This is a genomic window from Pauljensenia sp. UMB9872, assembly GCF_030212665.1.
GTDB classification, from domain to species: domain Bacteria; phylum Actinomycetota; class Actinomycetes; order Actinomycetales; family Actinomycetaceae; genus Pauljensenia; species Pauljensenia turicensis_B.
The window spans coordinates 1-15,086 of the sequence record NZ_JASOER010000030.1; the positions used below are offsets into that span (position 1 = coordinate 1).

Below are 15,086 nucleotides of genomic sequence, written 5' to 3' on the forward strand. Positions count from 1 at the left end.
ACAACTTTGAACCAAACTTTCCCGCACCACAAAGCCGAAAAGTCGGGCTCAGACCAACTCTTTTTGTCCTTTAACCCGAAACCCATCGTAGCCACTTTTCAACGACTAGACACCGAGCCGAAAGCGCCTGTCGGCGCGAAGGCCGCTCGTAGCGGCAGAGTTTGGAGCCCGGGGCTTAACAACTCGGTGCGCGTACAAGCATACGTAATGCGAGCCTCGCCAGCGAGGGGAGGACAGGTGGGACATCCCACCAAAATGTGCGACCATGAATCGTATGGAGTCTGTTCCCACTCGACGTGCCTTGACGCCCCATTCTCATCGAGGGCGTCGCGGTTTAAGCGACCGCCTTTCGATGGCAACCCTGTCGATCGCGACCGGTATGCGCTTATCCGCGGTCATCGTTCTTCTTTTCTCGATTCTGACCGTGGTCGTGTGGGCGTTGCCGGCAACGTCTTTGACGTTTGCTCCCCTGATTGCTCTGATCGGTGTTGTTCTTGCCTTCACGTGGGGTGCGCTTACCGGTCTGGATCTTCCTCCCCTCACGATTATCGCGTTGGCGCTTTCAGCAGCTGTTCTGCCGATGATGGTTGCGCTGACGGGCGACTTAAAATATGGCGTTCCGGTGATCGGGGCGTCGGTTGTTGTGATTGTTGCTTCGGTGATTTTCACGGCTCCAACGCCAACGAATCACTCGTTTATCACGGGTGAGAATTGTGCTGAAACGATTGCGCAACGCCAGCGTGAGCGGGCTCTTCAGGAAGCTCTTATCGCAGGTGAATCAGTCGATGAGGCCGATGTGATGGTGCTACGCCGAGTGAAGACTCGTCCCAATGAGCGTCCGACCTCTTTGACTCTTGCTTCCGCGATTGGAGCCTTGATTCTGATTGCCGCGTCGGCTGCGTGGATCACGTTGAATTCTCTTGAGCAGTGGAGCGTGATGATCCCCGTTGCCGCGGTCTTGATTGCGCTGATTGTGTGGGGAGACCAGATTGGCCACACCTATCGTTCGCAGTCGATTGGTGCACTTTCGGTGGGAGCGATCTCGGGCGCAATCATTGGTGTTGTCGCATATATTGCCGGTCGCGCATCGCAGATGACGCCGATTATTCTTCCGGGCCTTGCCTCCGTTATCGGTCCGATTCCGGCGGCCGCTCTTTTCGGTCTGCTTGAAGGTGTGGCTGTTGGTATGACGATTGTGGTTCTTGATGGTCTGCTGGGTGATCACACGACGCGTCGCCCGCCGACAGGGGCGCTGGGTCGCGCCTGCGCAAAGTTCTTGGTTGCTGCGATTCCGATTTACGCGTTGATCCGCATCGGTGGCATCTGAGCCAAATCCTCGCTTCGAGCCTCGAAGCTGCTGACTGACGCGGTGGTGGCGAACCCAAATATCGCATGGGCGCGCGCAAACCTTTAGGCTAATTTCCATGATGGTTATTCCTGCTGATTTGCCTGTTGCTCTTGCTCCTCTCGCCTGGATGCTCGGTACGTGGAAGGGCTGGGGCATGGTCGCAGGCGCTGAAACGGATACTGCGATCATTGAAGAGATGCGCGGTGAGATTTGTGGTGAGCAGATGCGTTTCACCACGTCGATTTACCAGGGTCTTCCGGCTCCCGGCGTTGAGATTGAGCCGACGTGGGACGCTGCCGAGGGGCTGTCGCAAATTGGTCGCGGTGAGCTTCTGGTCGAAGAGACGATGTACGTGTCGGTGATGCCGACTACGGGTGAGCTGCCTCCTCCGGGTCAGTATGTGCCGCGCGAATTCACGGCGACTTCGGCTTTGACGAATGGTCTTGGTGTGCTGTGGGCGGGCGTGGGAGTTGGCCCGCGCGTGCAGATGGTGTCGGATGCGATTGCGCGCGACGCGAAGGCGCAAGAGGTCGAGCACCTGGGGCGCATGTACGGCCTGGTCGCGGGTGAGCTCATGTGGACGCAGGAAAAAACTATTGCCGGTGGCGAAGCTGCCGTTGAGTTCTCGGGTCGCCTGATGCGTACCGAGCAGGCGCACACAGCGTCGGGCGAAGCCGTTGAAGGCATTGACGCCGAAGCTGAGAGTGGTTTCCTTGTCTGATTTCCCCGTTTCTTCCGCTACGTCGGATTCGCCTGCCGATGAGTGGCTGTCTCCGCTTGCCACGTGGCCGGGTGCGATTCTCACGTCCGACGATCTAGGGGATCAGGACACCCGCGCTAAAGAAGCTGACACCCCTGAAGAAGGAGCGGAGCCAAAGACCTTTGCGATCCCCGCGACGCCGATTGCCCTGCATTACGGCGACCCTTTGGGAGAACAGTGGGCCTTGGAAGAGGGTCGCGCGATCACGGATCGCGCAGACTTGGGCGTCATCACCGTGTCTGGTGTGGATCGTCAGACGTGGCTGACCAGCATTACGACGCAGATTGTCACGGGTATGGGCCCGGGGGATTCGAAGGAGCTTCTGGTTCTGGATCCTCAGGGTCATATTGAGCACCAGGCTGCAGTAGCGGACGACGGCGAGAATACGTGGTTGATCTGCGAAGGCCATGACACCCGGGGTCTAGCGGAGTTCCTGCGTTCGATGCAGTTTGCTCTGCGCGTGCGGGTTGATGTGTGCTCTGACGTGACGGTGTTCGCGACCGCGGGCAGTGACACGGATACAGCTACCGGGCTTCCCGGCCTCGTGCTGACCTGGAACGATCCGTGGCCGGGCACGACCGAGGGAGGCACGGAATACTTCCAGGGCTCTCATCCGGGCGAACGCTCACAGATACGTTTGCATGTTGTGCATCGCGATGGGGCGAAGCAGTTTGTTACCGACTGGCTGACTACTGATGCGAAGCGGAAGCCTGCGGGGTTCCTTGCGTGGGAGGCGATGCGTATTGCTGCGTGGCGCCCGCGCTTGGGTGTCGACACGGACGCGCGGTCGATTCCGGCTGAAGTCGATTGGCTGCGCACTGCGGTCCACACGAATAAGGGCTGTTATCGCGGGCAGGAGTCGATTGCTCGCGTGCTCAATTTGGGGCGTCCGCCGCGTCGCCTGACGTTCCTGCAGCTTGATGGTTCACGAGGCGATCTTCCCGAGGTAGGTACTCGCATTGAATCGAACGGTCGAGTTGTTGGTGTCGTGACCTCTGTTGCTCGCCATGGAGAGCTTGGTCCGATTGCTTTGGCGGTGCTTGCGCGCAACGTTCCGGCGTCGATGGTGTTCGACTTGGACGGTATTGCTGCAGCTCAGGAACTGATTGTTCCCGTTGATGGCAAATCTGCGATGTCCCCCGAAACGCGTCCGGGCGCTGATTTGAATAATCCTGATCTGCGTCGCCATGACGTGTCGCCGATCGGTGGCCTGGGCGCGTTGGGAGCCCGCTGATGCGCGCGGTTATTCAGCGCGTAACCAGCGCTTCCGTGTCTGTTGACGGTCAGGTTGTCGGAGCGATTGATCGCCCGGGCCTGCTGGTGTTGCTCGGCGTGAAAAGGGGAGACGGCGCGGAGCAAGTTGCGACTGTCGCCCGTAAGATCGCGGAACTTCGCATTCTCGGTGATGAGCAGTCCGCCTCGGAACTCGATGCTCCGATCCTGGTGGTTTCGCAGTTCACGCTCTACGGTGATACGCGCAAGGGGCGTCGCCCCTCGTGGGTGAATGCCGCCCCGGGCGATGAAGCGCAGCCTCTCGTCGATGCGGTTGTCGCCGATTTACGAGGTCGCGGACTCGAAGTAGCAACGGGCGAATTCGGCGCGATGATGGAAGTTTCGCTGGTCAATGATGGCCCGTTCACCGTACTGGTGGAATCCGAAGCGTAACTGAAACAGCCGGGAGCCGATCAGCCTCGTCGATATTCCTTTTTCACCCCATGGCGAACTAACGCGCATATCATCGTGCGCTCGCTTAGTGTGGTTTCAGTTGAAGAATCACTCCGCGCGTTGGCGCGGTCCCCGGACACAAAGGGAATGACATGTTCGAACGGTTTACCGACCGAGCTAGGCGCGTCGTCGTCCTCGCGCAGGATGAAGCGCGCGGGCTCAAGCACAACTACATCGGGACTGAGCACCTTTTGCTCGGCCTGATCTCCGAAGGTGAAGGCGTCGCCGCGAAGGCGCTCGCGATGATGGACATTAACGATGGCGACGTCCGTGCGTCCGTCATTGAGATCATTGGCGAAGGCGAAAAGACGGTTGAAGGCCACATTCCCTTCACACCGCGCGCAAAGCGAGTCTTCGAGCTGTCACTGCGTGAGGCACTGCAGCTTGGCCACAACTACATCGGCACCGAACACCTTTTGCTTGGCCTGCTGAAAGAAGGTGAAGGCGTCGCCGCCCAGGTTCTGACCAAGCGTGGCGCTGACCTTTCCCAGGTTCGCCAGAACGTGATCCAGCTACTCAGCGGATACCAGCGCGGCGAAGGTGAAGGACGCGAATCTGTCGGCGCGGGCGTTGGCGGGTCCTCCACGCACGAACGCCAGAACTCTGCGGTTCTGGAGCAGTTCGGCCGCAACCTGACCCAGGCTGCTCGCGATAACAAGCTCGACCCGGTGATTGGTCGTCGTGTCGAGATGGAGCGCGTCATGCAGGTTCTCTCGCGTCGCACCAAGAACAATCCGGTTCTGATCGGTGAACCCGGCGTTGGTAAGACCGCCGTCGTCGAGGGACTGGCGCAAGCAATCGTCCACGGTGATGTGCCCGAAACGATCAAGGACCGCCAGATCTACAGCCTGGATATGGGTTCGCTGGTCGCTGGCTCGCGCTACCGCGGCGACTTTGAAGAACGCTTGAAGAAGGTTCTCAAGGAAATCCGTACGCGCGGCGACATCATCCTCTTCATCGACGAAATTCACACCCTGGTCGGTGCGGGCGCCGCTGAAGGGTCGATCGACGCCGCCCAGATGCTCAAGCCCATGCTTGCGCGTGGCGAGCTTCAGACAATCGGCGCGACCACGAACGACGAGTACCGCAAGTACATCGAAAAGGATGCGGCGCTTGAGCGACGCTTCCAGCCCGTCAAGGTCGATGAGCCGAGCGTTGAGGAGACCGTCGAAATCCTGAAGGGCTTGCGCGATCGCTACGAGGCACATCACCGTGTCATCATCACCGATGAAGCAATCAAGGCGGCCGCTGAACTTGCGGACCGATACATCTCTGATCGCTTCCTGCCGGACAAGGCCATCGATCTGGTCGATGAGGCGGGCGCACGCCTGCGTATTCGTCGTATGACCGCTCCGCCCGAGTTGCGTGAACTTGACGAGAAGATCGCCGAAGTTCGTCGCAACAAGGAATCGGCGATCGACGATCAGGACTTCGAGAAGGCAGCCGGCCTGCGCGACGAAGAATCCAACCTAGTTGCTCAGCGTGAAGAGAAGGAAACGTCCTGGAAGGGCGGAGAATCCGACTCCATCGCAGAGGTCACAGAAGAAGAGATCGCCGAAGTCCTGGCCATGTCGACTGGCATCCCGGTCTTCAAGCTGACCCAGACTGAGACGACGAAGCTTTTGAAGATGGAAGATGAGCTGCACAAGCGTGTCATCGGTCAGGAAGAAGCTGTTCGCGTGCTGTCGCAGTCGATCCGCCGTACTCGCTCTGGACTGAAAGATCCGAACCGTCCCGGTGGCTCGTTCATCTTCGCCGGTCCGACCGGTGTCGGTAAGACCGAGCTGGCGAAGGCGCTTGCCGAATTCCTGTTCGGTGACGAAGATGCTCTGATCCAGCTGGACATGTCCGAGTTCTCTGAGAAGCACACGGCATCGCGGCTTTTCGGTGCTCCTCCTGGCTACGTCGGCTACGACGAGGGTGGCCAGCTGACCGAAAAGGTTCGCCGCAAGCCGTTCTCTGTCGTCCTCTTCGACGAGGTTGAAAAGGCTCATCCGGACATCTTCAACTCGCTACTGCAGATCCTCGAAGAAGGTCGTCTGACTGACTCTCAGGGACGCAAGGTCGACTTCAAGAACACGGTCATCATCATGACCACGAACCTTGGTACACGTGACATCAACAAGGGTGTTTTGACAGGCTTCCAGTCCGCTGACAACCTGACGCATGACTACTCGCGTATGAAGGCAAAGGTTGATGAAGAGCTCAAGCAGCACTTCCGCCCCGAGTTCTTGAACCGCGTCGATGACACGATCGTGTTCCCGCCACTGAATAAGGATCAGATCAAGCAGATCGTCGACCTGATGATCGCGAAGCTGGCCAAGCGTATGGAAGCGCAGGACATGCACCTGCAGCTCACCGACGAAGCACGCGATCTGCTGGCCGATCTTGGCTTCGACCCGGTGCTCGGTGCGCGCCCCTTGCGTCGCGCCATCCAGCGCGAGATCGAAGACGCTCTGTCTGAGCGCATCCTCTTCGGAGAGATCGTTGCCGGCCAGGTTGTCACGGTCGGTGTCGAGGGTGAAGGTCCGGACCGAAAATTCACTTTCAACGGCCAATGACTTTCAACGCTCAGCGACCTTCAACGGTCAGCAACCGGCGTTGAACGTGTAGAGCTGGCGGGCTCACCCTTGGGGGTAGGCCCGCCAGTGTTTTCGGGCACCGGCTGCACCTGGTGCGACGGTTTGGTTTGTTTTGGTGGGGTTTTGTCGCGTGAGGTGTAGGCGGTGACGCGTGTCGGAGGGTTTTGTGCTCCCGAGTGCACCTGGTGCGACGATTTTGCGTGTTCGAGCCCGGTTGTGTCGCGTCAGGTGCAGTGTGTCGCGGGGGCCTCGTCGATGGGAAGCGGAACGAGGTGTAGACACACCTCTACCCCTACTGAAACAGCGCGAAAATGTCACATATGCGACAAACTTCCTAAGCGAACTGCAAAGATGCTGAAAACAAAGGTAAAGCATTCGGTGACCTAAGTCCCTTTTTGCTATTCTTCCCACTAGCGGCCCGATGGCGGGCCACTTTTACGTGATCGACGGAAGTTGAGGACCTCAATGGTCAAGTATGTGTATGACTTCTCCGAGGGCGACAAGTCCATGAAGGACCTGCTCGGAGGTAAGGGCGCAAACCTTGCGGAAATGACGAAGCTTGGACTGCCCGTTCCCCCCGGATTCACCATCACCACCGAGGCGTGCCGCGCATACCTCAAGGATTCGATTGTTCCCGAATCCCTGGAAACCGAGGTGACTACCGCTCTTCGCCGCGTCGAAGATCAGATGGAACGCCACCTGGGTGACCCCTACAACCCGCTCCTCGTCTCGGTGCGTTCGGGCGCAAAGTTCTCGATGCCGGGCATGATGGAAACCGTCCTCAATATCGGTCTGAACGACGACTCAGTTCAGGGTCTCGCAAAGATTTCGGGCAACGAGCGCTTCGCATGGGACTCCTACCGTCGTCTGATCCAGATGTTCGGCAAGACGGTTCTTGACATTGATGGTGACCTGTTCTCCGACGCCCTGGACGATCTGAAGGCAACTCGTGGCGTCAAAGGCGACACCGAACTGACCGCTGACGACCTGAAGGGCCTCGTTGAGACCTTCAAGAAGATCGTCTGCGAGCAGAAGGGCATGGACTTCCCGCAGGATCCTCGCACCCAGATGGACATGGCCATCGAAGCCGTGTTCCGCTCCTGGAACACCGAGCGCGCACGCATCTACCGTCGTCGTGAGCGCATCCCCCACGACCTGGGCACCGCAGTCAACATCTGCACTATGGTCTTCGGTAACATGGGTGAAGGCTCCGGCACCGGCGTCTGCTTCACCCGCGACCCCTCGTCCGGCCACGCAGGCGTGTACGGCGACTACCTTGAGAACGCTCAGGGTGAGGACGTCGTTGCAGGTATCCGCAACACCCTGTCCCTCGCCGACCTCGAGAATATCGACAAGGCTTCCTACGACAAGTTGCGCGGCATCATGCGCAAGCTTGAAACCCACTACCGCGACATGTGTGATATCGAGTTCACCATCGAGCGCGGCAAGCTCTGGATGCTCCAGACCCGCGTTGGTAAGCGCACCGCTGCCGCCGCATTCCGTATCGCCACCCAGCTGACCGAAGAAAAGCTGATTACCCGCGACGAGGCCCTGACTCGCGTCACCGGCGATCAGCTGACCCAGCTGATGTTCCCACAGTTCGACTCGAAGGCTGCCAAGGAACTCATCGCACGTGGCATGGCCGCTTCACCGGGCGCAGCAGTCGGCAAGATTGCCTTCGACAACGCTCAAGCTGAGAAGTTCCACGCTGACGGCGTCAAATGCGTTCTGGTTCGTCGCGAAACCAACCCGGATGACCTGCCGGGCATGGTTGTCGCCGAAGGCGTTCTGACCGCCCGCGGTGGCAAGACCTCGCACGCTGCAGTTGTCGCGCGTGGCATGGGCAAGACCTGCGTCTGTGGCGCCGAAGCGCTCGAGATTGACGCCGAGGCCGGCACCGTCGTCATTGATGGCACCACCTACACCTCCGACGACACGATCGCGATCGACGGTCAGACCGGTGAGATCTTCATCGGCGAGGTCCCGGTTACCGACTCTCCGGTCACCACCTACCTGTCGCACGGCCTCGAAGCTGGCCTGATTGCTGCCGGCAACGACGAAGGCACCCAGGAACTGGTTAAGGCCGTTGACAAGATCCTGCAGCGCGCCGACAAGGTTCGTCGCCTGCGCGTCCGCGCCAACGCTGACACCCCGACCGACTCGCGTCGCGCGATCGAGTTCGGCGCTGAAGGCATCGGTCTCTGCCGTACCGAGCACATGTTCCTCGGCGCACGTCGCCCACTGGTTGAGCGCGCAATCCTCTCCGCACCGGGCTCGCAGGAACGCGCTGCAGCGTTCGGCGAACTCGAAAAGCTCCAGAAGCAGGACTTCCTCGAGATGCTCGAGGTCATGGATGGCAAGTCGATGACCGTCCGCCTGATTGACCCGCCGCTCCACGAGTTCATGCCGGCACTGTCCGAGCTGGAAATCAAGGTTGCTGTCGCGAAAGCGACCGGCGAAGCTGATCCGGCTGACGAGAAGATGCTGGCTGAGGTTCGTCGCTTCCACGAGCAGAACCCGATGCTCGGCCTGCGTGGCGTCCGCCTCGGCATTTACCTGCCCGGCCTGTTCGCCCTGCAGATGCGCGCACTCTGCGAGGCAGCCGCTGAACTCGTTTCCCGTGGCCTGTCCCCGAAGCCGGAAATCATGGTTCCGCTGGTCGGCTCCGTCCGCGAGCTCCAGCTGATCCGCGAAGAGGGTGAAGACATTATCGCCGAGGTCGCAGCCGAGCGTGGCGTTGACCTGTCCGGTGTTACCATCGGCGCAATGATCGAGCTTCCGCGTGCAGCAATGACCGCTGAAGATCTCGCTGAAGAAGCTGACTTCTTCTCGTTCGGCACGAACGACCTGACCCAGACTGTCTGGGGCTTCTCGCGTGACGACGTCGAAGGCGTCTTCTTCCCGCACTACATTGAGGCCGGCATCTTCGGTGTTTCGCCGTTCGAGTCCATCGATGTCCACGGTGTTGGCACCCTGGTTCGCGAGGGCGTGACGCGCGCTCGTTCGACCAAGCCGAACATCAAGCTGGGTGTATGTGGCGAGCATGGTGGCGATCCGCTGTCGATCCACTTCTTCCATGAGGTCGGCGTCGATTACGTGTCGTGTTCGCCGTTCCGCGTCCCGGTTGCTCGCCTTGAGGCTGGCCGTGCCGCGGTCCTGACCGAGGAGGCCTGAGCCGATTCCGTGGTCCGGGTCGGGCGCCCGTGGAACGGGAGTCGGCCCGGATCGCGCTCTCCCGTCGCCGATGAGCGGCGATGAGAGCCCGTCGAACCTCGAAGCCCCCGCCCTCGACCGTCATGGCCGAGAGCGGGGGCTCCGCCTTCCCCGGGAGCATGAAGCGGCCTCTGCGCGACTGGATCCGTTTTTTCGTCGAGGCGAAGGGCTCTGGAACGCGACGATTCCCGATTCGGAGGATGATGTCGGGGCTGTTCGGTGATGAACTACCCGCGGGGGAGCCGAGCGTGCACCAGTGCGTCGCGATCTTGAAGACGCCGAGCGTGACGAAGAACACGATGAGCGGAGGAGGCCGAAGAGGGCCGAGAGGGGGAGCGAACCGGCTACTGCGGTGGTCTATGGTGTGAAGGCGGCTGCGAGCACTGAGAACTCCTCGGGGTCGCCATCAGCGAGCGGGATCAGGCGGTGTCGCCCTCCGGCTGTTTCCGCTCGATTATCGCGTATGTCGAAGGCTCTCGGGCGCTTCCGGTTTCCGGAATCCCAGGATCGGAGGCCCGCGTTCCGGAGATCCGCGGTCCGGTGGTGCCCGCGGATTGACAATTTAGGTAAGGGTGTCCTTAACTATATATGTCCAACTAACTATATATGTCCAACCGCGTCAGCATATGCGCCCGTTAAAGAACAGAGGAGCGACCCATGTCGAAGAAGAATCTGGTGCTCACCGTTGCCCCAGCAGCGTTGAGCCTCCTGCTCGTCCTCGGGGTCACGACGGTCTTCTCCGCCTGCCACCGTCGAGAGGACGGCACCTGGATGCACTGTCACCAGTGTCAGAACACGGTCGCTGCGGGAGGCGTCGGCCTCGTTGCCCTCTTCGGGACCGCCGCTTTCGTGAAGAACAGGGGCGTGAGGATCCTTCTTCAGCTTCTCGCCGTCATCGCGAGTGTCGTCCTCTTCTTCGTCCCCGGCGGGATTTGCCCCATGTGCATGATGAAGAACATGCGCTGCTACACCGTATTCCAGCCCTTCACCCGAGTGATGACGGGTCTCATCGCCCTGTCCGGGGCAGGGGCGCTCGCCACCGTGGCGAAGCGCGGCGAGCGGGCCGTCGCCTGAGATGAGGGCGCGCGCCATCGCGCTTCCGCCCTCCCCCGCGAGGCGGAAACGGCGCGCGATCGTAGTCGGGGTCGCGCTGCTCGCACTCGCGCTCGCCATCTTCGGGATCCACCGCCTTCGGATGGACGTCGCCTATCGGGAGGCTCTCCGCCTCGAGGAGGTCGGCGAGCGCGAAGGGGCCTACCGCGCCTATTCACGCCTCGATGGGTACGCCGACTCGGCCGAGCGCCTTCGGGGGATGACTGAGGCGGACCCTGCCCTCCCTTATCGTTCGGCGAAGAAGGGGGATCTCATCGAGTTCGGCTCCTTCGAACAGGACGGCGATGCCGCGAACGGCCCGGAGCCGATCCGCTGGATCGTCCTCGACCGGATCGACGGGAGGCTGCTGCTGCTCAGCCACGATTCCCTCGACGCCGCCCCCTACCACCGCGTCCCCTTCGAGCCCGTCACCTGGGAGCGCTCCGACCTCCGCAGATGGATGAACTCGGACTTCCCCGCGGCGGCTTTCAACGAAAGCGAGCTCTCCCTCGTCCCGACGGTCGAGGTCCCCAACGCTCCGCAGTCCGCGACCGGCACCGCTGCGGGCCCCGCGACGAGGGATCGCGTCTTCGCGCTGAGCGAGACCGAGGCCTCGATCTACATCTCCGACGCCGTCGAGCGCGCCGCGCTCGGTTCGGCCGCCCTGTCCGCGGCCGTCGACGACGACGATCTGCCCACGGACGAGGAGGGGCGGGCCGACTGGTGGTTGCGCTCCCCGGGGACCTACGACTTCACGGCGCAGTACGTCGACCGCGAGGGCGTACGCCACGGCTCCGGCGCCGCCGCCGATGCGACCTACGGGGTCCGCCCGGCCCTGTGGCTCGATACGAGCGCGGGAGGCGCTGGGCGATGAGGCGCGACCGTCTTTCCCTGAGGAGCCTCCCGCTGAAGAGCGCGCGGGCCCGCCCGCTGCGGACAATGATCCTCGCGCTCCTCGCGCTCGCGCAGACCGCCTGCGCGCTGACGGGCCTGCTCCTCGTGCAGTCGACGAGGGCGGAGCTCTCCCTGGCTCGAGACAGACTGGGCGCGGACGTCGTCGTCTACCCCTCGGCGGGCTTCCTGCAACTCGACAAGTCCTGCATCCAGATGGTCGGCAGCCCCGTCCTCTTCCACAAGGAGCGCTCGACTCTGTCGCGTCTGAACTCCAACGAGGACATCGATCGCATCGCCTATCAGCTCTACCTGTCGGACGCGACCGGCGGGGGGGAGCCCCTCTGGATCATCGGTTTCGACCCGGCCTCCGACTTCGTCGTTGCGCCCTGGCTGCGCGAGGGCCCCGATCACGTGGTGCCGGAGGGATCCGTCGCGGTGGGTGCCGATGTGGCGGTGTCGCGCGAGGGCACGGTGACCCTCTTCGGCGAGGAATGGCCGGTCGACTCCCATCTCGAGAGGATCGGCGCCGAGCTGGACAAGGCGGTGTTCGTGCCGATCGGCTCCCTCGAGCGGGTGATCGCCGCCGCGGTCGCCGTAGGCGACGATTCCTTCGCCTCTCTCGACCCGCATGCCGACTACTCGGTCGCGCTGCTACGACTCAAGGAGCGCTCCGAGGCGGAATCGGTGACGAACTGGATCAACCTCTACGTCCGACGCGTGACGGCCGTCCATTCGGAGGAAGCGCTGGTGGGGACCGCCTCCTCGATGTCCGCGCATTCGTCCATGCTCGCCGGGGTCGCGGCCCTGACGTGGCTGATCCTGCTCGGGGCGCTCGCCGTCGCCCAATGGGCGCTGTTCAACGAGCGGCGCCGCGAGGCGAACGTGTGGCGGATCCTCGGGGCTTCGAGGGCCCTCGTCGAGCGCGTCCTCCTACGGGAGGCGCTCATGGTCCACGCCTCGGGGGCCCTGCTCGGGGCGCTCGTGGCCGCGGGGCTCGTCGCCCTCATCGGCGTCGCGCCCGTGAGGAGCGAGCTCGTCTCCCCGGGCAACCTCGCCGCGCTCGCCGCCGCGGCGGTGGCGATGAGCCTCCTCGTCGCCTGGATCGGCGCAAGGGCCGTGCTTCCGAGGCTGTTGCGAGCCGCCGACGACTCGATGCTGTTGACGACGTAGGAAGGAGACGGATCTATGCGTTCTTTGAGGGAACTGCCCCTTCGCGCTCTGCGCGCGCACCCGACTCGCGCCTTCGCGCTGTTCGTATTTGCAGCGCTCATGGCCTCGGCTGTCTTCGGGGGAACCATCCTCGTTCAGGGGATCCGCGGTGGCCTGGCGACGGTGGAGGCCCGTCTCGGGGCGGATGTGCTCGTCACCCCGAGCGACGCCGGCGGGGATTTCGACGCCCGGACCTTTCTCCTCGAGGCCGAGCCGGGCTATTTCTATATGGATGCAGGAGTCGTTGCGAGGGTCCGCGATGTCGCCGGCGTGGAGAAGGCGTCCCCCCAGATATTCCTCGCATCCGCGAGGGCGAGCTGCTGCTCGGGGAGATACCAGGTCATCGCCTTCGATCCGGAGACGGATTTCGCCATTCAACCGTGGATCGCCGACACGACGGGCGGCGTGGAGATCGGCGAGATGGACGTCCTCGTGGGAGCGAACGTCGCCGTACCGGTCGACGGCTCCTTCAAGATCTACGGTCGGACTCTCAGGGTCGTCGGCCAGTTCGATCCGACGGGCTCGACCCTCGACAACGCCGTGTACGCGAACTTCGACACGGGCAGGAGCCTTATGGCGGCCTCCTTGGAGAAGGGACTGAACAAGTATCGGGACGCCGATCCGGGGAGCGTCGTGTCCTCGGTTCTCGTCCGCGTCGCGGACGGCGAGGACGCGGAGGCGGTCGCTCAGCGGATCCGCGAGAGCGTGGACGGGGTCTCCGTTTCGACGGCGAAGAGCATGGTCTCGGGGATCTCGGCGACGCTCGTGCGGACATCGCGCGCGGTCGCGCTGCTCGTGGGCGTCGTATGGGCGGTCGGATCGGGGATGAGCGTCCTCGTGTTCACGATGATGATTCACGAAAGAGCTCGGGAGTTCGCCCTCCTCAGGGCGATGGGTGTGAGTCGCTCGCGGCTCGGACGCCTCGTCCTCGCGGAGTCTGCGGCCGTCGATCTGGCCGGCGCGCTCGCGGGCGTCGTCGTGTCGGGGGTTCTGCTCTCGGCCTTCCGGGCGCTGGTCGGTCAAATGCTCGGCATCGGGTTCCTCATGCCGGGGCCCTTGGAGTCGGGACTCATCGCTCTCGCCGCGCTCCTGGTCGCCCTGGCCTCGGCGGGAGTCGCGGGGTGGGTCTCGATTCGCCGTATCGGCGCGATGGACGTGGGGCTTGTCCTCAGGGAAGGGGAATGACGTGACTCTTGAAGCGAGAGGCGTGAGGAAGGACTTCCCGCGCGTGCGCGGCGGAGCGATGTTCTCGGCGGTCGAGCCGGTGGATCTTCGCCTGAGCCCCGGCGAGTTGCTGGTGATTCGCGGACGCTCGGGGAGCGGTAAGAGCACCCTGCTGTCGATGATGGCGGGGATCCTCGCGCCGACGGAGGGGACCGTCCTGATCGACGGCGAGGATCTGTACGCCCTCCCGGATGCTGCGGCCTCGGTGCTCCGCAACGAGCGGATCGGCGTGATCCCTCAGGGGCACACCGCGCTGCGCAGCCTGTCGGTGCTGGAGAACGTCCTCCTCCCGTCGATCATCCGGGCGCGAGTCGAGCAGGAGGGGGTCCGCGAGCGGGCGGAGGTCCTGCTGGAGGGCGTCGATCTGGCGCCCCTGGCCGACGCTCGCCCCGATGAGCTCTCGGGAGGGGAACTGCGTCGGATGGCTGTGGCGCGGGCGTTGGTGATGCGGCCGGAGACGGTCCTCGCCGACGAACCGACCGCGGGACTGGACGCGGGGAACGCCCAGACGGCGCTGAGGATACTCCGGCGTGCGGCGGACGAGGGCGCGGCGGTGCTCGTAGTGACGCACGAGGATGAGGCCGTTCATTTCGCCGATCGTGTGATGGTGATGGAAAGCGGAGTCCTGCGCCTCGGGGATGCCCTGCGCGGAGGCTCTCCCGCCTGCGAAGATCTCAATTAGATAACTCTTCGATGACTTATTTCTGAATTCGCGGAGGTTAGGCTAAGCTAATCTTGGCGACTTTGGGGTCGGCATGCTTCCCCTCGCCCTCATCAACAACGACAAGCAGAACTCTGGAGGAACACGGGTGGGCGCATCGACATCCTCGACGACGGCATTGACGAGGCGCCCCTGGATCCTCTTCGTCCCGCTCCTCCTTGCCTTTCTCATCGGGGTCCTCGCCCCGGCCGCCGCGCGAGCCGAGGGCGCCGTGTCCAGTTGGGGCGCGGTCGCCGAGGAAATGGGTGAGATTCTGGATCAGGCCGAGAAGGCCTATCTGGCGGGCGATGTCGAGGCGGGTAAGGACGGGGTGAACAC

The 15,086-nt window shown here is 62.7% G+C and carries 11 protein-coding genes and 1 pseudogene; 11 read left to right on the forward strand and 1 reads right to left on the reverse strand.

Going from position 1 to position 15,086, the window contains the following annotated elements; genetic code table 11:
- The first annotated feature begins 274 nt into the window (after positions 1-274).
- From QP109_RS09010 to ppdK, 6 genes are all read left to right on the forward strand, one after another.
- A complete protein-coding gene (locus QP109_RS09010) occupies positions 275-1,327 on the forward strand; it encodes a hypothetical protein (RefSeq protein WP_285024396.1) in 1,053 nt (350 codons plus the stop codon).
- Between the two features lie 97 nt (positions 1,328-1,424).
- Positions 1,425-2,069 (forward strand): heme-binding beta-barrel domain-containing protein, encoded by a 645-nt coding sequence (locus QP109_RS09015; protein ID WP_285024397.1) that lies wholly within the window; start codon positions 1,425-1,427, stop codon positions 2,067-2,069.
- Complete coding sequence (ygfZ, locus tag QP109_RS09020) at positions 2,053-3,342, forward strand: CAF17-like 4Fe-4S cluster assembly/insertion protein YgfZ (protein ID WP_502929305.1); 1,290 nt, start codon at positions 2,053-2,055, stop codon at positions 3,340-3,342. Before QP109_RS09015 ends, ygfZ begins: the two co-directional genes overlap by 17 nt.
- Complete coding sequence (gene dtd, locus QP109_RS09025) at positions 3,342-3,773, forward strand: D-aminoacyl-tRNA deacylase (protein ID WP_285024398.1); 432 nt, start codon at positions 3,342-3,344, stop codon at positions 3,771-3,773. The genes ygfZ and dtd overlap by 1 nt, the downstream gene beginning before the upstream one ends.
- Positions 3,774-3,925: 152 nt before the next feature.
- Positions 3,926-6,394, forward strand: coding sequence for an ATP-dependent Clp protease ATP-binding subunit (locus QP109_RS09030; protein WP_285024399.1), 2,469 nt, complete (start codon positions 3,926-3,928; stop codon positions 6,392-6,394).
- 486 nt (positions 6,395-6,880) lie between these two features.
- The gene (gene ppdK, locus QP109_RS09035; protein ID WP_285024401.1) at positions 6,881-9,589 is read left to right on the forward strand and encodes a pyruvate, phosphate dikinase; all 2,709 of its coding nucleotides are present in this window, start codon (positions 6,881-6,883) and stop codon (positions 9,587-9,589) included.
- Positions 9,590-10,228: 639 nt separating this feature from the next.
- Here ppdK and QP109_RS09430 read toward each other — a convergent pair.
- Entirely contained in the window at positions 10,229-10,801 is a 573-nt protein-coding gene (locus QP109_RS09430) for a hypothetical protein (protein WP_502929306.1), read from the reverse strand.
- Here QP109_RS09430 and QP109_RS09045 point away from each other — a divergent pair.
- The 5 genes and pseudogenes from QP109_RS09045 to QP109_RS09065 form a co-directional block, all read left to right on the forward strand.
- Positions 10,704-11,594, forward strand: a complete 891-nt coding sequence (locus QP109_RS09045) for a DUF6273 domain-containing protein (RefSeq protein ID WP_285024403.1) — start codon at positions 10,704-10,706, stop codon at positions 11,592-11,594. The genes QP109_RS09430 and QP109_RS09045 overlap by 98 nt on opposite strands.
- A gap of 65 nt (positions 11,595-11,659) precedes the next feature.
- Positions 11,660-12,784, forward strand: coding sequence for an FtsX-like permease family protein (locus QP109_RS09050; protein ID WP_285024405.1), 1,125 nt, complete (start codon positions 11,660-11,662; stop codon positions 12,782-12,784).
- Positions 12,785-12,799: 15 nt separating this feature from the next.
- Positions 12,800-14,008, forward strand: a complete 1,209-nt coding sequence (locus tag QP109_RS09055) for an ABC transporter permease (protein WP_270772885.1) — start codon at positions 12,800-12,802, stop codon at positions 14,006-14,008.
- Position 14,009: 1 nt separating this feature from the next.
- Entirely contained in the window at positions 14,010-14,729 is a 720-nt protein-coding gene (locus tag QP109_RS09060; protein ID WP_285024408.1) for an ABC transporter ATP-binding protein, read from the forward strand.
- A gap of 73 nt (positions 14,730-14,802) precedes the next feature.
- A pseudogene (locus QP109_RS09065) lies at positions 14,803-15,086 on the forward strand (hypothetical protein); the annotation flags it as partial.